Annotated in this window: 13 protein-coding genes; all 13 read left to right on the top strand. The window is 34.2% G+C overall.

Annotated features, from left to right (window positions below; all coding sequences use genetic code 11):
• Window positions 1-90: 90 nt before the first annotated feature.
• On the top strand, window positions 91-3,060 hold the full coding sequence (locus tag ACEN2H_RS03940; RefSeq protein ID WP_441730607.1) for a SusC/RagA family TonB-linked outer membrane protein: 2,970 nt from the start codon (window positions 91-93) through the stop codon (window positions 3,058-3,060).
• Window positions 3,061-3,071: 11 nt separating this feature from the next.
• The gene (locus tag ACEN2H_RS03935; protein ID WP_441730605.1) at window positions 3,072-4,622 is read left to right on the top strand and encodes a RagB/SusD family nutrient uptake outer membrane protein; all 1,551 of its coding nucleotides are present in this window, start codon (window positions 3,072-3,074) and stop codon (window positions 4,620-4,622) included.
• Between the two features lie 212 nt (window positions 4,623-4,834).
• Window positions 4,835-8,140, top strand: coding sequence for a VCBS repeat-containing protein (locus tag ACEN2H_RS03930; RefSeq protein WP_441730603.1), 3,306 nt, complete (start codon window positions 4,835-4,837; stop codon window positions 8,138-8,140).
• Entirely contained in the window at window positions 8,133-11,390 is a 3,258-nt protein-coding gene (locus ACEN2H_RS03925) for a VCBS repeat-containing protein (protein WP_441730601.1), read from the top strand. Before ACEN2H_RS03930 ends, ACEN2H_RS03925 begins: the two co-directional genes overlap by 8 nt.
• 34 nt (window positions 11,391-11,424) lie before the next feature.
• Window positions 11,425-12,756: a vanadium-dependent haloperoxidase gene (locus ACEN2H_RS03920; RefSeq protein ID WP_441730599.1), complete on the top strand. Its 1,332-nt coding sequence runs from the start codon at window positions 11,425-11,427 to the stop codon at window positions 12,754-12,756.
• Window positions 12,757-12,765: 9 nt separating this feature from the next.
• Window positions 12,766-13,683 carry a GyrI-like domain-containing protein gene (locus ACEN2H_RS03915; RefSeq protein WP_441730597.1) on the top strand — a complete coding sequence of 306 codons (918 nt, stop codon included), beginning with the start codon at window positions 12,766-12,768 and terminating at the stop codon, window positions 13,681-13,683.
• A 126-nt stretch (window positions 13,684-13,809) separates the two neighbouring features.
• Window positions 13,810-15,114 (top strand): MFS transporter, encoded by a 1,305-nt coding sequence (locus ACEN2H_RS03910; RefSeq protein ID WP_441730595.1) that lies wholly within the window; start codon window positions 13,810-13,812, stop codon window positions 15,112-15,114.
• On the top strand, window positions 15,107-16,282 hold the full coding sequence (locus tag ACEN2H_RS03905) for a fructofuranosidase/invertase (protein WP_441730594.1): 1,176 nt from the start codon (window positions 15,107-15,109) through the stop codon (window positions 16,280-16,282). The genes ACEN2H_RS03910 and ACEN2H_RS03905 overlap by 8 nt, the downstream gene beginning before the upstream one ends.
• Window position 16,283: 1 nt before the next feature.
• A complete protein-coding gene (locus ACEN2H_RS03900) occupies window positions 16,284-17,219 on the top strand; it encodes a carbohydrate kinase family protein (RefSeq protein ID WP_441730592.1) in 936 nt (311 codons plus the stop codon).
• A 30-nt stretch (window positions 17,220-17,249) separates the two neighbouring features.
• Window positions 17,250-18,464 (top strand): MFS transporter, encoded by a 1,215-nt coding sequence (locus ACEN2H_RS03895; RefSeq protein ID WP_441730590.1) that lies wholly within the window; start codon window positions 17,250-17,252, stop codon window positions 18,462-18,464.
• Entirely contained in the window at window positions 18,461-20,326 is a 1,866-nt protein-coding gene (locus tag ACEN2H_RS03890; protein WP_441730588.1) for a trehalase family glycosidase, read from the top strand. Before ACEN2H_RS03895 ends, ACEN2H_RS03890 begins: the two co-directional genes overlap by 4 nt.
• Before the next feature lie 75 nt (window positions 20,327-20,401).
• Window positions 20,402-20,836: a CBS domain-containing protein gene (locus tag ACEN2H_RS03885; RefSeq protein WP_441730586.1), complete on the top strand. Its 435-nt coding sequence runs from the start codon at window positions 20,402-20,404 to the stop codon at window positions 20,834-20,836.
• 148 nt (window positions 20,837-20,984) lie between these two features.
• Window positions 20,985-23,270, top strand: a complete 2,286-nt coding sequence (locus ACEN2H_RS03880) for an NADP-dependent malic enzyme (RefSeq protein ID WP_441730584.1) — start codon at window positions 20,985-20,987, stop codon at window positions 23,268-23,270.
• Window positions 23,271-23,333: the final 63 nt, after the last annotated feature.

Here is a 23,333-nt window from a genome sequence, read left to right as displayed (position 1 = left end):
TTTCTCAAAATTTCCACAAATTTTATTTAAGTTTGAAATTCATTAAACAAAACCATTTAAACAAATTATTAACCAACTTATTTATTACGTATGAAAAATAGTCTACTAAAGGGCTTGATGGTGTTTCTAACGGTACTTTGTACAAGCATGGCCTATTCGCAAGAAGTGTCCGGTACAGTATCTGACTCCAGTGGTCCGCTTCCGGGGGCTTCAGTATTAGTTAAAGGAACAACAAATGCAACCCAAACTGATCTCGATGGAAAATTTACCATCAGAAACGCTGGTGCTAATGCAGTTTTAGTTATTAGTTACATTGGTCTTAAAACTCAAGAAGTAAATGTAGCAGGAAAAACTTCAGTTAAAATTGTCTTAAAAGAAGACTCAGCTGAATTAAAAGAAGTAGTCGTTATTGGTTACGGTTCTGTAAGGAAAAAAGATGCAACTGGAGCAGTTGATCAAATTGGAGCTAAAGATTTTGATAATGTAGCCGCAGTTAACCCAGCTGAACTTCTAAGAGGTAAAGTGGCAGGTGTTCAAATTACTTCCTCAAGTGGAGAGCCAGGTGCTTCAAATTCAATTAGAATTCGTGGTAATGGTACTTTGCGTGGTGGTAACGGTCCTCTTATTGTTGTTGATGGTGTACCATTAGCCGGAGGTGATGTTTCTGCAGGTGGAGCTAATATGAATTTAGGTACCATGACTGCTAAAGATCCATTAAGTTTTATCAATCAAAATGATATTGCAAGCATGACTATTTTGAAGGATGCTTCTTCTACTGCTATATATGGTGCTAGAGGGGCTAATGGGGTAATTATTATTACAACTAAGAAAGGGAAAAATAAAGAGCCGGAATTAAATTATTCTACTTCTTACACCACTTCTTCTTATGCTTCTAAATTTAAAGTTTTATCTGCTGACGAATTTCGTGCATCTGCACCAAATCTTGATGCAAACGACTTTGGTGACTCATTCGATTGGGAGAAAGCAGTATTGCAAACAGGAAATACTTTGAATCATGATTTATCCTATGCTAGTGGTACAGACAAATCTAATACTAGAGTATCTTTAGGTATGTCTAATACTGATGGTATTGTGAGAAATACAGGTTTAGATAAAGTTACTGCGAGTTTTTACAACTCAAATGATTTCTTTGACGGTAAAGTAAAATTAGAAACGCGTCTTGCTTACTCTAATATCAAAGATAAAAGGGGTTTGATTACCAATGATACTGGATACATAGGTAACTTATTAAGTGCAGGTTTATGGTGGAATCCAACTCGTTCTCCTTACGATGCAACTCAACCAGGAGGTTTTACAAGAGTAAGTGGAGATTACCTTAATCCCGTTCATTTATTAAATTCATTTACTAACAATGGTGATTTATCAAAATTATTAGGAAGTATTACAGCTACTGTACAATTGACGAACAATTTAAAATATAATTTAGTTGTTGGTATGGAGACTTCAAATTCTTCAGTAAAACAACAGGCTACTCCAGATTTAAATATTCAAGATTTTGCAACAGCTACAAATCCTGCGGATTTAAAAATTTATAGAGGTCAAGCTACTGTTTCTAATGATCAAAGAGTTAACAAAACTATTGAGCATAATTTAACATTCACAAAAGATATTACTAAAGATATTAATTTGAATGCTATAGCTGGATACTCTTTCTATAATTACAGATCTAATGGTAACTTTGTTTCAGCTAAAGGTTTTGCTGCTTCACAATCTAATTTGTTAGATAATATGGAAGGTGGAATACCTACAGAAACTAGAACTGGTTCTTACAAAGGATTAGTTGAGTTGCAATCTGTTTTTGCAAGAGTCTCATTGGGATTGTATGACAAATTAAATGTAGATTTAACAGTAAGACGTGATGGATCATCTAAGTCTTCAGATGGAAACAAATACGGAAATTTCCCTTCACTTGGTTTAGCTTATAAAGTATTAGAACAAAAAGAAGGATTAGTAAATGACTTGAAAATAAGAACAAATATTGGTAAAACTGGTAATACTGAATTTCCGAGAAACTCTTCTGTAGGTACTATTGAATACAATGGACCGGACCAATTTAATATAGTAAACAATGCAAATTCACAGTTAACTTGGGAAACTTCAACTTCTTATGGAGTAGGTGCTGACTTTACATTACTAAAAAACAAATTATCAGGGTCTCTTGATTATTTCAACAAAAGCACTACTGATTTAATTGTTGGGATTCCTTCAGCTTCAGGGCAGCCATCTCCTCAAGGGATTAAATACACTAATTTGCCAGCTGATCTTATCAATGAGGGTGTTGAATTTTCTTTAAATTATAAATTGATTGAATCTAATGATTTAATTTGGGAGATTTCTGGAAACATGGCCTTCTTGACAAATGAAATAAAAGGTCTTGGTGAAGCTAACATTTACAATGCAGGTGCAATTCACGGAGCAGGTTTAACTGATTCATTTGTACAAAGAATTCAAGATGGATATCCATTGTATGCGTATTATCTTCCAACTTTTACGGGATATGATGCAGATGGGAAATCGCTATACGAAGGAGATTCATCCGCTCCAAAGATGTTGGACAAACAACCATTACCGAAGATTAACGCAGGTTTTTCTACTAGTTTGAATTACAAGGACTTTGATTTTTCTACTTCATTTTACGGAGCTTTTGGTCACTATTTGTACAACAACACCAACAATGCTCTATTCTTTAGACAACAATTAGGTGGAAAAAATACAACGCCGGATGTAATTAATTCTGCTCAAAGCGATCAGGATGCAAATACACCATCAACAAAATATCTTGAAAAAGGAGATTTTATTAGAATGGGTAATTTGACACTAGGTTACACTTTTAGAGGTGATGTTTTAGAGCGTTTCAAAATGAAATCAGCTCGTTTGTATGTAAATGGTGCTAACTTATTTGTTCTTACAAATTATTCAGGATTTGATCCTGAAGTTGATACCAACAAAACTTTAAATGGTATTCCTTCTGCAGGGGTAGATTATTTATCTTATCCTAGATCGAGAGCTTTTTCAGTAGGTCTTAACGTAACATTTTAATTAAAGAAAAAATGAAAAATAATAATTTTATAAAGTACGGCATCTTTGCAGGGGCATTGGCTCTAGGTGTTAGTTGTACTAATTTAGATGAGCAAATTATCGATGCGACTGCAATTTCAAATGCAGATCCAGATGCAGTATTGACATCAGCCTACAATGGTTTGCGTCAATTTCAACCACAGGACGGTATATTTGCAGTACAGGAAGTTACTACAGATTTCGTAATTGTACCCACACGTGCTGGTGACTGGGGTGATGGTGGAGCTTGGTTGCAAGATCACTTTCATACATGGGATGCAAACAGTAGAGAAGTAAATACAGCTTGGAGGCAAATGCTATCAAGTGTTTATAATTGTGACTTAGCATTAGCTATCCAAGGGATTCCTGCGGACAAAAAAGCAGCAGCGCAATTTTTGAAAGCGTATTATTACTACAATGCAATTGATTTGTACGGACAAGTTCCTTACAGAGAAGCAGGTAGCTCTCCGGACGATTTTCCTAAAGTTTGGGATTCTCCTACGGCTACCGCTGAAATTATTATGTTGTTAGAAGAAGCATTGCCAAATTTACCCGCTAAAACGGCATCTGATCCGTCAGTTGCAAGTAAAGATGCTGCTCACTTTCTGTTAGCTAAAATTTATTTAAATAAGGCAGTATTTGATTCTCCGACTCATACTGGTTTTAATGCCAATAATGTAGGTAATATGAATAAAGTGATCGAGCATGTTGACGCTATTTCTGCAGCGACTACTTTAGCTCCTGATTATTGGGATAACTTTAAACCAGCCAATAACACTTCAGCTGAATTAATTTTTACCGCAAAAAACATTGTTGGTGTTGCTATGGGTGGAATAAATACAAGATGGTATATGGGTAACCATTACAATCAGATCCCTAGCGGATGGAATGGATTTTCTGTATTGCAAGAATATTATGATAAGTTTGACCCTACAGACAGACGTATTTTAAATGACGATCCTGCTATAATAAATACTTTTGGAAGTCCATTGGGTATGCGTATCGGACAACAATATGATAAAGGTGGTGTTGTTGCTTTAACTACTAGAGCTCAAAATGGTTCGTTACCTTTGGATTTTCAAAGCGATCCTGCAGGATTACCGGCAAGCGGATTAATTACATCTAGCAACTGGTTAGAAAGATGGGGAATTCGTCCTCAGAAATACATACCAGATGCAGCTAACTTGGATAGACCAGAAAATGATTATGTATTATTTCGTTATGCAGATGCTTTATTGATGAAAGCTGAAGCAATCGTGAGAGGTGGGTCGAGTTCAACGGATGTTGCCAGTATAGCTGCTTTGTTACAAGACCGTCAAGGTATAACTACACCGATTAATTTGTCAACGATCAGTGACATCGATCACGCTAGAGCAACAGAATTATGGGAAGAAGGCTGGAGAAGAAATGACATGATTCGTTTTGGAACCTATACTACTGCTAGAGCTACAATGACAAATACGGATGCATATAGAGTATTGTTACCAGTACCAACATCAGCTTTATTAAATCCTAATGTAAAACAAAATCCTGGGTATAATTAAAAATATTTCAATGGTAATTATGTTTTGAGTTAGTTGTAAAAGGGTGATTTATCACCCTTTTACTTTTTTAGAATTTTAGAGCTTCTTACGGAGCTCTTTTTTTTGTTTTATTTAACGATTTGGCAATGTTTTAGGCGCTTTTATATTTTTTTATAAACCTAAAAAAACATAAATTGCCGCTTTATATTTATTCAAATTAATTCATTTTTAAGATGTTGAAACATATTGTTTGTTTATTTCTATTTGTAATTTTAGCAAGTTGTTCTAAAGAAAATTCGGAAGCCTTGTTTACTAAATTAGAGTCTACTGAAACCGGTATTGACTTCGAAAATGGAGTAAAAAATGGAGAGAATATGAATATTTTTAAGTACCGTAACTTTTATAATGGTGGAGGCGTAGCTATTGGGGATATTAATAATGATGGTTTGGCTGATGTCTTTTTTACTTCAAATCAAGGGAGTAATAAATTATACCTAAATAAGGGCGATTTTAAATTTGAAGATATTTCTAAGAAATCCGGTATTGAAGGTACAAAAGCATGGTCAACTGGCGTGGTTATGGTGGATATAAATGGTGATGGTTTGCTTGATATTTATGTATGTGATGCAGGAAGTAATATTGACGCCATAAGAAAAAGTCAGCTCTATATCAATAATGGTAATGCTACTTTTACAGAGAAAGCCGCTGAATATAATCTTGCTGATACTGGAATTACAACTCATGCAGCTTTTTTTGACTATGACAAGGATGGGGATTTAGACTGTTATATTTTGAATAATAGCTTTATTCCAGTTGGGACCTTAAATTATTCTAATAAGAGAGATTTAAGAGATAAAGATTGGGATGTTGCAGAAATCCTTAAAGGAGGTGGAGATAGGTTAATGCGAAATGACAATGGGAAATTTGTTGATGTTAGTCAATCTGCTGGTGTTTTTAGTAGTTTAATTGGTTTTGGTTTAGGCGTAACTGTAGGAGATGTTAATGGTGATTTGTATCCAGATATCTATATTTCAAATGATTTTTATGAAAGAGATTATTTATATATTAATAATAAAAATGGGACTTTCAGTGAGAAAATTCAGGATTGGGCTACCCATATTAGTCAATCTTCAATGGGAGCAGATATGGCAGACATTAATAATGATGGTAAAGCGGATGTTTTTACCACTGATATGCTGCCAGAAGGCGATGAACGCCTAAAAACAACAACTAATTTTGATAATTATGATTTATTGACAAGGAAATTGAACCTAGATTTCTTTACTCAATATATGGCTAATTCTTTACAGATTAACGATGGTAATAATAAATTTGTTGAAGTAGCAAATTTTGCAGGAGTTGCTAAAACTGACTGGAGTTGGGGAGCCTTGCTGTTTGATATGGATAATGATGGGTATAAAGATATTTATGTTTCTAATGGTATTTATCATGATTTAACAAATCAAGATTTTATGGACTTTTTTGCCAATGATTTTTTGCAAAAAATGGTAGTGACAGGAAAGAAAGAAGATATTGAAACTATTATCGCAAAAATGCCGAGCACTCCTATTTCTAATTATGCTTTTAAAAATAATCAGAACCTTAGTTTTAACAACAATGCTGTAAAATGGGGTTTAGATACGCCAAGTTTTTCTAATGGAGCTGCTTATGGTGATTTAGATAATGATGGTGATTTAGATTTAGTAGTGAATAACGTTAATATGAAGTCCTTTATTTACAGGAATAATTCAGAGAAAAACAAAAACAACCATTTTATAAAAGTGAAATTGAAAGGAGAAGGCCAAAACAAATTTGGTGTAGGAAGCGTGGTGGAGTTGTTTTCTGGTAATGAAATTATACGCCAAGAATTAATTCCGTCAAGAGGCTTTCAGTCTTCTATAGATTATGTGATGACATTTGGAATTGGAACTAAAAAAATAGATTCTTTGCAAGTGATCTGGCCCAATGGAAAGTTTCAAACGATTAAGAAGATTGCGAATAATACAACACTTACTTTAAATATTGTTGATGCGAAGTTTGATTATTTACCTACGATTAATAAATCTAAGCCGCTATTGGTTGAAAAAGCATCAAATTTTATAACGCATAAGGAAAATGACTATATTGATTTTGATTATGAAGGACTGATTTCAAAGATGCTTTCGCAAGAAGGACCATGCTTAGCCGTTGCCGATATTAATGGAGATGGGAATGAGGATGTTTTTATAGGGGGAGCTAAAGGTGCTGCTGGAAAAATATATTTAAGTAAGGGCAATGATGATTATATAGTTACAAGCCAGTCGGACTTAAATTCAGATGCTAATTTTGAAGATACGGCAGCCAGCTTTTTTGATGCCGATAATGATGGAGATATTGATTTATTAGTAGGTTCTGGTGGAAATGAAAAAGAGGATCAGGCAAATTATAAAAACAGACTATATTTAAATAACGGAAAAGGAGTCTTTATTAAAAGTAAATCTGTTATTCCAACAACCAATAATAACGTATCGGTTATAGCAATATCTGACTTTGACAATGATGGTGATATGGACGTTTTCATTGGAAGCAGAAGTGTTCCTGGGGTTTATGGAATTATTCCAAAACAATTGTTATTGGAGAATGATGGCAAAGGAAACTTTACAAATATTACAGAGAAAAAAGCATTCAAACTAGATGAAGTGGGAATGATTACTGATGCAGTTTGGGAAGATATAGATAATGATGGAAAAAAAGATTTAATTGTTGTAGGAGATTGGATGGCTCCAAGTATATTCAAAAATACTGGGCGTCGTCTTGCTGAATTTAAATCTAATTTAACTAATTATTCTGGTTTTTGGAATGCGGTTAGTTGTGTTGATTTGAACAATGATGGGAAAAAGGACTTGATTCTTGGTAACAAAGGAACTAATACTGCTTATAAAGCAACTGTTACAAATCCTATGAAAATGTTTGTCAATGATTTTGATAGAAATGGCACTATCGAACAAATTACAACTCGAACAATTAATGGAAAAGATATGCCAATTCAATTAAAATCCGAATTAGCGAAACAAATTCCGATGATAAAAAAGAATAATTTGAGCTATGCAGATTATTCAAAAAAATCTTTTCAAGAATTATTTTCAAAAGAGATAACCAACAATTCGATTCAAAAGACCGCAAACATTCAAGAAAGTGTGCTTGCTATTAATAAAGGTAACGGAAAATTTGAAGTAAAAGCATTGCCAAAAGAAGTGCAATTTTCAAGTGTAAATTCGATTGCTACCTTAGACATAAATAAGGACGGGATCTTAGATATTATACTTGGTGGAAATCAATATGAATTTAAACCACAATTTGGAAGATTAGACTCAAATCACGGAAGTGTATTGTTAGGTAGTAAAAACGGTACTTACACCTGGACCTCTTATGCTAAATCAGGATTCTTTATTAAAGGAGAAGTAATGCACATTCAGAAAATACAGACCAAGAAAAACGGTACTTCAATTATCGCAGTAATTAATGATGCAAAACCTAAAATATTTAAAATTAATGAATAATTTGTATAGAAGTTTACTGATCATATTGCTATTTGCTAGTTGTTCAAAGAAACAAGATTTGTTGTTTGAAAAATTGGATGAGAATAAAAGCAATATCACCTTCAAAAATCAATTATTAGATTCAAAAAAAATATCCATTTTAGATTATCTCTATTATTATAATGGTGGTGGAGTCGCTTTAGGTGATATAAATAATGATGGTTTAGTTGATATATATTTCACATCAAATCAAGGGGAAAATAAATTATACCTTAATCAAGGGGAAAATAAATTTGAAGATATTACTATAAAAGCTGGCGTCGAAGGTCAAAGTGATTGGAAGACAGGGTCTATTATGGCCGATGTCAATGGAGATGGCTATTTAGATATTTACGTTTGTGCTGTTGTAGGAATCAATGGCTTTGAAGGTCACAATGAATTGTATATCAATAATAAGAACAGCACGTTTACCGAAAGCGCCGCTCAATATGGATTAGACTTGGATAATTATAGTTCCTCGGCTGCTTTTTTTGATTATGATTTAGATGGGGATTTAGATATGTACTTGTTAAATCATGCAGTACATTCTGAACAATCTTATGGGAATGCTGATACTAGAAATAAAAGAAGTTATGAATCTGGGGATAAATTATTTCGAAATGATAACGGAAAGTTTGTAGATGTAAGTGAAAGTGCTGGAATTTTTGGTGGAGCCAATGGATATGGTTTAGGTCTTGCAATATCGGATTTTAACTTAGATGGTTATCCTGATATTTATGTAGGAAATGATTTTCATGAGGATGATTATTACTATTTGAATAATGGCGATGGTACTTTTACAGAGAGTTTGAAAACTTATTTTGGGCACACAGGTAGATTCTCTATGGGTATTGATGTTGCTGATGTAAATCATGATGGTTTTCCGGATATTATGTCTTTAGATATGCTTCCTGAAAGTGAAAAAGTCCTAAAATCTTCTCTGGGAGATGATAATGTTCAAATGATGAAAGTTAGGACAGAAAAATTAGGCTATCATTATCAGTACACGAGAAATATGTTGCAAATAAATCAAGCCGGGAACAATTTCACCGAGACGGCTTTGTTGAGCGGAGTTGCAGCAACAGATTGGAGTTGGAGTGCATTGTTCGCAGATTTTGATCAAGATGGAGAACAAGATATATTTGTGTGTAACGGAATTCCAAAACGTCCAAATGATTTAGATTATGTCAAATACCTTTCGAATGATCAAGTAAAAACTAAAATCAATTCTACGAAATTATTAGATAAAGAAGCTTTACGAAAGATGCCAAATGGCAAGGTGACTAATTATGTTTTTCAGGGATCGAAAGACTTGATCTTTAATAATAAATCAGGAAATTGGATTGAAAATGATTCCATAATCTCTAATGGAAGTGCTTATGGAGATTTAGATAATGACGGCGATTTAGATGTTGTAACAAATAATTTAAATAGCCCTGCTTCAATCTACATCAATCAAACCAATGAGAAATCTAATTATCTAAAACTAAAACTTCGATTTGGAGGAAAAAATGTATTTGGAGTTGGTACAAAAGTAATTTCATACACAAAAGGCAAAATGCAAATTAAAGAATTGCAAACTACCCGAGGATTTCAATCTTCCCCAGAACCAATAATTCATTTTGGTTACGGAAATAGAAGTAAAATTGACTCGTTAGTTGTAATTTGGCCTGATAGAACGGCGCAAACATTAAAGAATGTAATAACAAATCAAACGCTAACAATCAAACCTGATTCGAATAGAAAAGTATTTGATTATAAAAAATTACACCCGTCATTTAAGCCTGTTTTTAAAAAGGTTGAGGATAATTTAGGAATCAATTTTACGCATCAAGAAAATGATTATGCTGATTTTTTAGCGCAAAAACTAATTCCTTACCAGCACTCTGATCGCGGTCCTGCAACAGCGATAGGTGATTTAAATGGAGATGGTAAAGAAGATATATTTTTTGGAGGTGCCAAAGGAAAAAAAGCTGCTATCTATCTTCAAAACGCATCAGGATTTACTAGAAAATTAGCAACGGGAATTGAAAGTGATTCTATTTATGAAGATGCATCAGCAGTAATTGGAGATTTTAATAATGATAAAGCCAATGATTTATTTGTTGCATCAGGTAGTGGCGAAAACCCCGCTAATTTAGATTCTCGATTGTATCTTAACAAAAACAACCAATTAATTAAAGCTGCTTTTCCATTATTAACTGAAAATGCTGCTATCGTAAAAACCTTTGATTATGATAATGATGGAGATTTAGACCTTTTTATTGGAAATAATTCTAAAAATAATATTTTCGGATCTAGTCCTGATTGCTATTTGTTAAACAATAATAAAGGGGTATTCACTATCGTTGAAAATAAAGTATTTGCAAAAACAGGCATGGTTACAGATGCTGTAGTAACTGATTTTAATAAAGATGGAAAACCAGATTTAATTTTAGTTGGTGAATGGATGAAGCCTACATTTTATGCTAACAAAAACGGTAAATTTCAAGATGTAACTACAGTTGTTTTGCCAGCTAAACTAAATGGCCTGTGGCAATCAATTCAATCTTTTGATATTGATCATGATGGTGATGAGGATTATTTAGTGGGAAACTGGGGAATGAACTCAAAATTTAAAGCTTCGAATGAGTTTCCTATGAAAATGTATTATGATGATTTTGACAGCAACTGGTCTTTTGAAACGATCGTAGCTATTGAAAAAAGCGGAAAATACTACACCACAATGGGTCTAGATGAATTATCAGAAGAATTTAGTGGTATGCTAAAAAAGAAATTTAATACTTATGAGTCGTTTGCTGGAAAAACATTGGAAGAAGTTTTTGACCCAAAAATCTTGGCAAAAGCTAAATTATATGAGGTGCATAATTTAAAGTCTGGTTATCTTAGAAATGACAATGGAAAATTCGTCTTTGTACCATTTTCTAATAAATTGCAAGTTAGTCCGATTAACTGTTTCGTTAAATCGAAATTTGATGGGACCAATGAATCTGTTTTTGCTGCAGGGAATTACTTTGGCGTTACTCCATATCATAGTAGATTTGATGGGTTTTCTGGGGCATTGATAAAAGATGAAAAAACAATTTATCTTGGAAATCAAGTTGGAATTGACTTAAGTCAAAAAGCGGTGCGGCATCTTGACATAATAACTTTCAATAGTAAAAAATATTTATTAGTAACTGTAAATAATAAAAAAGCAGAAGTTTATGAACTGCCAATGGCAAAAAATTAAATCAAAGTGACCATTAAAAATTAAATCAATAAAAATGAAATTTAGAATTTATCTTTTAGCTACAATATTAATGCTAGTTGTATCTTGTAAAAAAGAAGGGCATATTGTGGTGACGACTGAGGAGTATCATGCTTCTATCGAAAATGTAACTGAAATAATGATTCATGATATTTTTTCACCACCCGTTGCGAGTAGAATTTTTGTATATCCAAATATTGCTGCTTATGAAATAATGGCTCAAAACAGCAAAACGTATATCAGTTTACAACATCAATTAAACGGTTTAGACTCTATTCCTTCTTTAGATCCTAAAAGTGTTGTAAATCAGCCTTTGGCTGCTTTGATTGCACATATGGAAGTGAGTAAAAAACTTGTTTTTTCCGAAGAATTAGTAGAGAAATTTAGGGATAGTTTATATGATAAATGGAGTAATGAGAACGAAGAAGAATTTGAAGTATCTAAAGAATATGGACTTAAAGTGGCGGAAAGAATTGGCAAATGGATAGATAAAGATAATTACAAGCAAACCCGTACAATGTCTAAGTTTTCTGTTTTTGCTGATCAGCCAGGAAGATGGCAGCCAACACCTCCTGCTTATATGGATGCCATTGAGCCGCATTGGAGTGAAATTAGAACTCTAGTTTTAGATTCAGCTTCTCAATTTAAACCAATTCCTGCTTTTGAGTTTTCTCTGGATAAAAATTCAAATTTCTTTAAGCAAGTTATGGAAGTATATAACATTGGCCGCAAGATCGAAAAACTTGGTGATGGTTGTAACGAGATAAAAATGGCGCAATTTTGGGATTGTAACCCTTATGTTTCTGTTAATCAAGGTCATATGATGTTTGCTAAAAAGAAAATTACTCCAGGAGCGCATTGGATGGGAATAACGAAAATCGCATGCGTTAAGTCTAAAGCCGATTTTAGTAAGACAGTATTTGCTTATACCAAAGCATCAATTGGTATGTTTGATGCGTTCATTAGTTGTTGGGATGAAAAATACAGAAGTAATGTTATTAGACCTGAAACGGTAATCAATCAACATATAGATGAAAACTGGAAGCCAACTTTACAGACACCTCCGTTTCCTGAATACACAAGTGGGCATTCTGTGGTTTCAACCGTGGCCGCTTCAGTATTAACCTCTGTTTTTGGGGATAATTTCGCATTCGTTGATAATTCAGAATTGCCTTTTGGATTACCAAATAGAAGTTTTAAATCCTTTAAAGAGGCTGCAAAAGAAGCAGCAATGAGTCGATTTTATGGCGGAATCCATTATAGAGCTGCAATAGAAAACGGAATTGTTCAAGGAGCAGAGATAGGGACACATATTAATGGTAAAATTAAATTTTTTAAAAACAAATAAAATTATAAAATGAATAATAAGTTAAAGTGGTTGTTAGTTGTCATTTTTGTTTCTTTTCTGGGCTGGTATTTTTTATTAAAACAATCAGATTATAGCATTAGTTTTAAGGCTAATGCAGCTTCGGGAACTATTTCTCAAGGAATAGCAGAATGGACAGCGAGTCAATCCAAAGACCAAAATGAAATTTATACTGTTTTAGAAAAAAGAAATTATGATTTCATCAAGCATCAAATGAAAAAAGGAAATGTAAAAATGGAATACATTTGGGAGATGAATGCATTAAACGATTCAATGACAAATATAACCGTAGGGATAAAAGATTTAAATAATTCATTTTACAATAAGATAACGGCTTTACCCTTTTTCCCTTCTAAATTTAAAACAGATCAAATAGAAAAAATAAAATCTTTTAAATCTGGACTGGAAGATCATGTTAACGAGTTTAAAATTAGGATAGATGGAGAAGCATCTACTGAAGAAATATATGTAGCCTATGTTTCTATAAAAAGTGTTATGCAAGAGAAAGCGCAGTCTATGATTACGTATGACCCAATAATTGTTGGTTATTTAGATAAAAATAAGATAAAGATAATAGGGTTCCGCCCTTATTTAGAGGTTACTAATTGGGATCAGGATAAAGAGATGGTTAGTTTTAATTATTGTTTCCCGATAGCTAAGAACACCAAATATGTGCCCGATGCTAATGTTAAGTTCAAAACCATACCTGCAATGAAGGGAATACAGGCGACTTATTTTGGTAATTTTAGAACATCTGACAGAGCTTGGTTTACATTACTCGATTATGCTAAAAAAAATGATGTAAAATTGGATACTAAACCTTTAGAGCATTTTTTAGATAATCCCTTTCTTGGTGGTAATGAATTAGAGTGGAAAACAGAAATAATTATACCTTACGCAAATAAATAAATAAAAAATTACGAATTAAATTATTTATTTCGAAAACGTTTTCGGTCCTTCCGAAAACGTTTTTGTTTTTATAACTTAATTACTTTACGATTTTACAATTATATTTAAAAAATATAAAGAAATTCGATGAAATTAAAGTTAAGTTTTTGGCAAATTATCAATATGAATGTTGGTTTTTTTGGTATTCAGTATAGTTTTGGTTTACAACAAAGTGCGGTTAATCCGATTTATGATTTTCTAGGTGCTAGTCCTGACCAGTTGCCCATACTTAATCTTGCCGGGCCATTAACTGGATTATTGATACAGCCCATTATTGGTGCAATGAGTGATAAAACGTGGTTGCCAAAATTTGGTGGCCGACGAAAACCTTATTTTTTTATTGGAGCAATTTTATGTAGTATCGCTTTGTTCCTTTTCCCTTTCAGTAGTTCGCTATGGATGGCCGCAGGCCTACTTTGGGTATTAGATGCGGGAAATAATACCGCGATGGAGCCTTATAGAGCGTTCATTGCGGATACATTAGAACCGGCTCAACAAGCGACAGGGTTTCAGGCTCAAAGTTTTTTTACTGGTTTTGGGCAAACTTTGGCTAATATTTCACTATTTCTTTTTCCGTTAGTTTTTGTTGGTACAACTGGTAAATTACCAACTTGGGTTTTTGCGTCCTTTTTCCTCGGGGCTGTTTGTTCTATAGGATCTGTTTGGTGGAGTTCCCATACTACCAAAGAAATACCTCCTACTGAAGAAGAATTACGAAAAATAAAAGAGGAGCCACTAGGAGTCTTTACGCCATTTACTGATATATTTTCCGCAATTAAAGAGATGCCAAAAGTGATGTGGCAACTATCATTGGTTTATTTATTTCAGTGGTATGCCTTGTTTTGTTATTGGCAGAACTCATCAAAAAGTATTGCGCTATCAGTCTGGAATACGACACCTCAAAAGGATATGAAACTATATGGTGAAGCCGTTAGTTGGACAGGTTTAGTTAACGGCTGGTATAATATAGTAACTTTTTTATGTGCTTTCGGATTGGTTTATTTTGCGAGAAAATATTCGCCAAAGATGGTGCACTTTACTTGTTTAATCTTAGCAGCGGTCGGTTTTTTAGTCTTCCCACATATTGAAAATAAATATTTGTTATTTCCGGCTATAACTGGTTTTGGAATTGGATGGGCAAGTATGATGGGTATTCCTTATTTAATGGTTATCAATAACATTCCAAAAGAACGTTATGGGGTTTATATGGGTATAATCAATATGATGATTGTTATTCCTATGTTTATTCAAACCATCACATTTGGTTATATACTCAAAAACTTTTTGAACAATGACCCTAGATTAGCGATTAGTTTTGCTGGGGTATTATTGCTTATTAGTGCAGGATGTACCTTACTTATTAATACCAAGAAAGAACAAGTAAGTGAATGATTTGAATTATAAGAAGGCGATTGAATTACTACAAAAGGCATCCTCGACTGAGGGTTTTTTGGCCAGTGCTCAAGATGTATCAAATTATAAAAGGGTGTGGGCTCGTGATGGGATCATCTGCGGATTGGCTGCTTTAGCGTCTGGTGATGCAGAGCTGATTGAAACTTTCCATAAAACGCTGGACACATTAGCAGTTAATCAACATCACAACGGAACTATCCCGTCTAATGTAATGACTAACGGAGATATTGATGAAGTTAGTTATGGAGGATTGGCGGGCAGAGTAGATTCCGTTACTTGGTTTATTATAGGTATTTGTCAATATGCTTTTTATAAGAAGGATTCCTCTTTTGTGAAAAAGTATGAGGAGAATGTTAAGAAATGTCTACTGCTTTTGGAAGCTTGGGAATTTAACAACAAAGGTCTTTTGTATGTGCCACTATCAGGAAACTGGGCTGATGAGTACGTTACAGATGGTTATGTTTTATATGATCAACTACTTCGGATTTGGGCATTGAAAAGCTACAATCATTTTGCGGATGACTTGACTATTTCAAGTAAAATCTCAGAAATTAGTAAGCAAATTGAAATTAATTTTACTCCGAACGCTGTTGGTGAAAAGTACCATGAAAGAGCTTATAATGAAATAAAGATCAAGGATTTTATGCCTTGCTCTTTTTCACCAGCAGGCTATAAAACTCAGTTCGATGCTTTTGCCAATTCATTAGCTTTGTATTTGAACATTGGTTCAGAGGAATTTCAAAAAAGCATTTTAGAATATTCAATTGTACTTAAAAACAAAATGGCATTACATTTATTACCGGCATTTTGGCCGCCAATAGAAAAATCTGACATTGACTGGAACTTGCTTAAAAACAATTGCAAATACGAATTCCGTAATTATCCGAATGAATTTCATAACGGAGGCAGTTGGTCTATGGTTAACGGGTTTTATGGATTGGGATTGTTGTCTAAAGAAAAAAAACAAGAGGCGTCTGAAGTTTTGGAAGCAATAAATGCTGCAAATGCAATAGAGAATTATAGTTTCTATGAAAACTTCAACAGCCAAACGAAGCAGCCAAATGGTGTAGCTTTTTGCACTTGGAGCGCGGCAGCTGCGATAATGTTGCATCAAAGTATTAATATTAACTTTAAATTTTTAGTATAAAGTGGGGAAAACAATAGATATTATTTGCGCAGGAGAAGTGCTAATTGATTTTATAGGGCATGAAGTAAATACTTCGATAACCAGAACAAAAGATTACCACCGTTTTCTGGGCGGCTCGCCTACAAATGTAGCTGTAAATGCGGCACGATTAGGATTGAAATCGTTATTGGTTGCCACTTGTGGTCAGGACGGTTTGGGAGACTACATAGTGCGAAAATTGAATGCTAACGATGTCATAACTTCTTATGTGCGGAAATCAGAAAACGAACCCACTTCTATAATATTAGTCTCGAAATCAACAAGTACGCCTGATTTTATAGCCTATAGAGAAGCGGATTGTCAAATTGAGCAAAGTCAAATTCCGCAAGAGTTGCTAGAGAATGCTAAAATTTTTCATACCACCTGTTTTGCCTTGAGCAAAAATCCGGCTAGAACTACTATATTGGCGAGCGCTAAAAAAGCAAAGGCCCTAGGGTTACAAACAAGTATAGATATTAATTTTTCTGAAAGGATTTGGCCTGATAGAGAAGAGGCTAAAGCGGTGCTAAAAGAATACTTATCGACGGATCCATTTGTTAAGCTTAGTGAAGACGACTGTTACAGACTTTTTGCGGAGGCAAAAACTGAAGATTTTATTTTTGAATATTTTCATGGTCTAGGGGCATCAACAATATGTCTAACAAAGGGTAAAGACGGTGTTGTTTTGTCAAGTTTAGAACACGGAATGTTTCATCAGAAAGCTATGCTTGTTGATGAAATAAAAGATACGACTGGTGCAGGAGATGCATTTTGGACTGGTTTTTTATATGCCCAACTGTTAAATAAAAACTTAGAAGAAACAATTACAATTGCCCAAAAATTAGCGGTGTTAAAACTTCAAAACGTAGGTAGATTACCCGAGGGTATTAATATTCAAGAATATTTGAATATTGATTAATAAATTATTAAAACTAAATACATGCAAGTAATGAAGAAAAACACGGTCAAATTAGCAATGTATCTGAATTATTTTGTTTTTGCAATCCTACTCAATAGCGTTGGGATTGTAATACTAAAAGCTCAAAAGAATTACGGGGTTGATGAATTACAAGCTAGTGTTTTGGAAGCATTCAAGGATTTGCCAATCGCGATTGTCTCTTTTCTGATCGCTTCGTTTTTGCCAAGAATAGGCTATAAACGGGCGATGCTTATTGGATTGGCCTTAGTGTCACTTGCTTGTATCAGTATGTATTTTGGAAATTCATTTGATACGGCGAAATTACTTTTTGCTACTGTTGGAGTATCGTTTGCATTGATAAAAGTTTCGGTTTATTCTCTGATTGGAACCGTAACAGAAAACCAAAAAGAACATAACAGTTTGATGAGTAGTATCGAAGGTGTATTTATGATCGGTATCGCTCTGGCTTACTTTTTATTTCCAGCCTTTAATTCGGATACAGATCCTGATGCATGGTTAAATGTATATTGGCTTTTGGCTGGAATTTCGTTATTGTCATTTGGTTTTTTATTTTTTACCAAGTTTGAAAATCAAACCGAAATTCCTGGAGTAGATTTAGCTGATGATTTCAAACAAATGTTCAAGCTATTTGCAAAACTGCTGACCATTGTTTTTGTGATCAGCGCTTTTCTATTTGTTATGATAGAACAAGGAATTATGACTTGGTTGCCCACATTTAATGATAAGGTGCTGCACTTGCCAGAGAACATTAGCATCATGATGGCTAGTATTTTGGCAGTTTCATTAGCTGTCGGAAGGCTTGTTGCCGGTGTAATCACTAGAACAATAAACTGGATTTGGGTTCTCAGCTTTTGTATCGTTATGGCAATGTTACTTGTTATTTTTGTACTGCCCAAAACGGTAGGTTTAGAGGTTAAGGAAATTAATTCGCTTAGTGATATTCCTTTAATAGGATTTGCGTTTCCGTTAGTTGGATTGTTTATAGCTCCAATATATCCTCTTTTAAATTCAGTTGTCTTAAGTGCCTTGCCTCAAAAATTACATAGCTCGATGACGGGTCTTATTGTTGTTTTTTCTGCTCTAGGTGGTACAGTGGGCTCCAGAGTTATCGGATACCTGTTTAAAAATGAAGGGCCAGAAAACGCGTTTTATTATACTTTAATACCGATGTCCTTACTACTTGTTTCTTTCTTTATATTAAAAAAACTCACCTCTAAATCATGAAAATTTTAGTAAATATAAATAAAGTGTTTCACGAACTTTTATTTCAAGAAGATACAGATCAAGACAAGAAAATCACAAAGGATGATCTCGGACCTAAAAGATTTATTTTGGTTGATGAAAAAACTAAAGCCGAGAGTGTAATCGAGGGAACCTATCACTTGGCCAATTTGCTTCAGGAGTTAGCGTTGTTAAAGGATGATAAAAAGGAGTTTTGTGAGATTGATTTGAATCGCATTCAAGAAGAGCCAGTTGAGCGAATTTCAAGAAAAATTAGAGAAGATTATTGGAATGAGCTCACTAGAACTATAGATAAGAAAGGCTTATTACAAATTCTTGAAGATGAAAAAACTTCAAATGAGATTCCAACGCTTTACGTTTCTGCAAAAGATAAGCAGGGCGTGAAATATTTTCAAGATTTGGAAAATGAATTAAAAAACTTTAAAGTGGGCGTTTTACCGGAAGACTTATCTGACGAATATATAGAAACTTTGAATGCCAAACCGGGTATTTTAGCTTTAGCGCTGGAGCAAAAACTATACAGTTTACAAGGTGTTCCTTTTGTAGTTCCAGGAGGAAGGTTTAACGAAATGTATGGTTGGGATAGTTATTTTATTGGTATTGGTCTGATCATCGATAAACAGTTAGACAAAGCAAAGGCCATAGCTGAAAACTTTAAATATCAAATCGTTCATTACGGAAAAATATTAAATGCCAATCGAAGCTATTATTTGACTCGAACGCAACCGCCACTGTATTCCTCGTTATTAATCGAAATTGTAAAACAGGAAGTTCCCGACTTAAAATGGTTGAAAAGTCACGTGGAAACGGTTATTGTGGAATACAATACGGTTTGGATGGTACAAGGAAAACGATTAACTGTTACGGGTCTAAACCGCTACAAGTCGGATGGTGTTGGAATGCCATTTGAGGTAGAGCCAGGACATTTTGATGATGTTTTAGAGCCATACGCATTAAAATATAATCTACCTATAAGAGAATTCGAAAAGCGATATCTGAATAGAACTTTAGTTGACGCAGAACTTGATGAATACTTTGTTCATGACAGGAGTTTACGCGAAAGCGGACATGATACAACAAACAGATTGATAAATACCTGCGCAAATTTGAATTCCGTAGATATAAATAGCTTTCTGTATAAATATGAAAAGGACATTGCTTATTTAATTAAGGAATATTTTAATAACGCTTTTCAGATGGATGATTTGCTGCACACCTCGGAAGAGTGGATTCAGAAAGCAAATTTCAGAAGGGAAAAGATGAATGAATTATGTTGGAATGAAGAGTCAAGTATGTATTTTGATTACGATTTTGTAAATAAGAAACAATTTCCATTTGAAGCTGCGACTACATTCTTTCCTTTATGGGCTGGAATGTGCAGCGAGCATCAAGCAAAAAAACTAATGGAAGTAGCGCTGCCTCAATTTATTAAAACAGGTGGAATTACGGGAAGTACAAAGGCGAGCAATGATAATTTTCCTGAGGATGCACCGCAAAGACAGTGGGATTATCCTTTTGGGTGGGCTCCGCATCAAATTCTACTTTGGGAAGGCTTAAATAATTATGGGTTTTTTGAAAAAGCACAAGAAATGGTCTATAGATGGCTTTGGTTGATTACAAAAAATGCCTTTGAGTACAATGGAACGATACCTGAAAAATTTGATTTGGAAACAAGCTCGCATAAAGTTTTTGCTGAGTACGGGAATGTTGGGACTGAATTTGACTACATTTCCAAAGAGGGGTTTGGTTGGGTAAATGCATCCTACCAATATGGATTACAGATTTTGAATGATAATTTAAAGCTAGAGCTAAATAAGTTGACTGTCCCGGGAGATTTGTTTTAACCATTATTTTTTAAGTGAAATTCGAGATTTGTATTAGATTTTTTTTAACTTTAGCCTCAACTTAATTTTTTAAAGATGACTGTAAATCAAATATTAAGCTCAAAAGGGAATGAAGTGTATTCAATAGTTTCAACTATTACAGTATATGATGCCATAAAAGTAATGGGTGAAAAAAACATTGGTGCAGTCTTGGTAATTGAAGATTCAGTGTTAAAAGGGGTTTTGTCTGAGAGAGATTATGCAAGAAAAATTGTTTTAAAAGACAAGTCTTCCAAAAAAACCTTAGTGCATGAAATTATGACTACTAACATTATCACGGTCAAACCGACTGATAAGTTAGAGTATTGCATGGAATTAATGACAACTAAAAGGGTCAGGCATTTACCGGTTGTGGAAAATAATATAGTTATGGGTATTATTTCGATAGGAGATGTTGTTATAGCTATTATTGAGATTCAAAAAGATACCATAAAACATTTAGAATCATACATTAGCGGGAGCAATGCATAATTAAAAAATAAATTTATAAGTATAAATAGCTGCCAATTAGTGCAGCTATTTTTTTTCCGTAAAACGAGTTTTTTATAAAAGAATAGTATAAAAGTATACTTTATAAACCAAGTCTTATATCTTTGTGAGCTAGACAAAAACTAAATAAATGAATAAGAGTAGCAAGAGAAGAGAAGCGTTATTGTATCACGCAAAACCAACTCCAGGAAAAATACAAGTTGTTCCGACTAAAAAGTATGCGACACAAAGAGACTTGTCATTAGCATACACTCCAGGTGTAGCTGAGCCTTGTTTGGAAATTGCAAAAGATGTTAATAATGTTTATAAATATACTGCCAAAGGGAATTTAGTAGCTGTTATAACGAATGGTACAGCAGTTTTGGGTCTAGGAGATATAGGTCCGGAAGCTTCAAAACCAGTTATGGAAGGAAAAGCGCTGTTGTTTAAAATATTCGCAGATATTGATGTTTTTGATATAGAAATAGATCTCAAAGATATAGACAAATTTATAGATACGGTAAAAGCTATCGCTCCAACATTTGGAGGGATTAACCTAGAGGATATCAAAGCTCCGGAATCTTTTGAAATTGAGAGAAGATTAGTTGAGGAATTAGACATACCCGTGATGCATGATGATCAACATGGGACCGCGATTATTTCGTCAGCAGCTTTGTTAAATGCTCTTGAATTAGCCGAAAAAGAAATTCAAAATGCTAAAGTGATTATTTCAGGGGCCGGATCTGCCGCAATGGCCTGCGCCAATTTATATACTTTACTAGGAGTTACCCCAGCGAACGTAACAATGTTTGATAAAGATGGAGTTCTTTCAGAAGACAGAACTGACTTATCTCTAATACAGCAAAAATACGCTCTTGGAAAAAAACAGACCACATTGGCTGAAGCCATAAAAAATGCTGATGTTTTTTTAGGCCTTTCTGCTGGGAATGTTCTTTCTGCTGAAATGCTACTTACAATGGCTGACAACCCTATTGTTTTTGCGATGGCTAATCCAGTTCCGGAAATTGATTACCACTTAGCTATAGCTACTCGAACAGATATTATTATGGCCACGGGAAGATCAGATTATCCTAACCAGGTGAATAATGTTCTGGGGTTTCCATATATATTTCGTGGCGCATTAGACGTTCGTGCAACTAAAATTAATGAAGCTATGAAAATGGCCGCAGTTAGAGCGCTTGCTGCTCTAGCTAAGGAACATGTTCCTGAACAAGTAAATATTGCTTATGGTGCTACCAAACTTATCTTCGGACGCGACTATATAATACCTTCTCCATTCGATCCAAGATTAATCACTGTCGTTGCGCCTGCAGTAGCAAAAGCGGCAATGGATTCCGGGGTGGCATTAAATCCCATTACGGATTGGAATAAATATGAAGAAGAACTTTATGACCGATTAGGTAACGATAATAAGATGGTTCGCCTGATTACCAATAGAGCAAAAATAGACCCGAAAAGAATCATTTTTGCAGAAGCGGATCATCTAGATGTTCTTAAGGCAGCCCAAATTGTGCTCGAAGAAGGTATTTGTTTGCCTATTTTACTTGGTAATATGGAAATTATTTTGGAATTGAAAAAAGAGTTGGGCTTTGAGACTGAAGTTCCAATTATTGACACCAAAATCGATGAAGAGGATGCAAGAAGAAATCGATTTGCAAATACCTATTGGGAGGCCAGAAAGAGACGAGGAATATCTTTGTTAGATGCGCAAAAATTAATGCGAGAAAGAAATTATTTTGCCGCAATGATGGTTAATGAAGGAGAAGCCGATGGATTAGTTACGGGGTATACCAGAAGTTATTCGTCTGTCGTGAAGCCTATGTTACAGCTTATAAGTAAAGCTCCAGGCGCTTCCATAATTGCAACGACAAATATGATGATGACGGCACGAGGACCAATGTTTTTATCTGATACGGCCATAAACATAAACCCAACAGCTCTTGAATTAGCTAAGATCGCTATTATGACTGCCAAAACAGCTAGGATGTTTGGTGTGGAGCCAGTGATAGCGATGGTGTCATTTTCTAATTTTGGGTCTTCCACGGATGAAAATGCCACTAAAGTGAGAGAAGCAGTTTCTTATTTGCATGAACATCATCCAGATATGATTATTGACGGAGAGGTTCAAGCTGACTTTGCTTTAAACCAAGAGATGTTGAAGGAAAAGTTTCCGTTCTCTAAATTGGCAGGTAAAAAAGTGAATACTTTAATTTTCCCGAATCTTGATTCAGCAAATATTACCTACAAGCTATTAAAGGAATTAAATAAGGTAGACTCGATTGGGCCAATTATGTTGGGAATGGGAAAACCTGTTCATATATTCCAGTTAGGTGCAAGTGTAGAAGAAATGGTAAATATGGCTACTATCGCTGTTATTGATGCACAAGAAAAACAAAAGAAAAAAATAAATAAATAGTATTAATAAAAAAGTTATTTGCGTACCCAAAGGACTTTTTTAATTGTACAAAACTAGATATAT

It is taken from the genome of Flavobacterium sp. W22_SRS_FP1, from assembly GCF_052113685.1.
GTDB lineage: Bacteria > Bacteroidota > Bacteroidia > Flavobacteriales > Flavobacteriaceae > Flavobacterium.
Note: the sequence above shows the minus strand (reverse complement) of the source record. Positions and strands in the feature narration are given on the sequence as shown.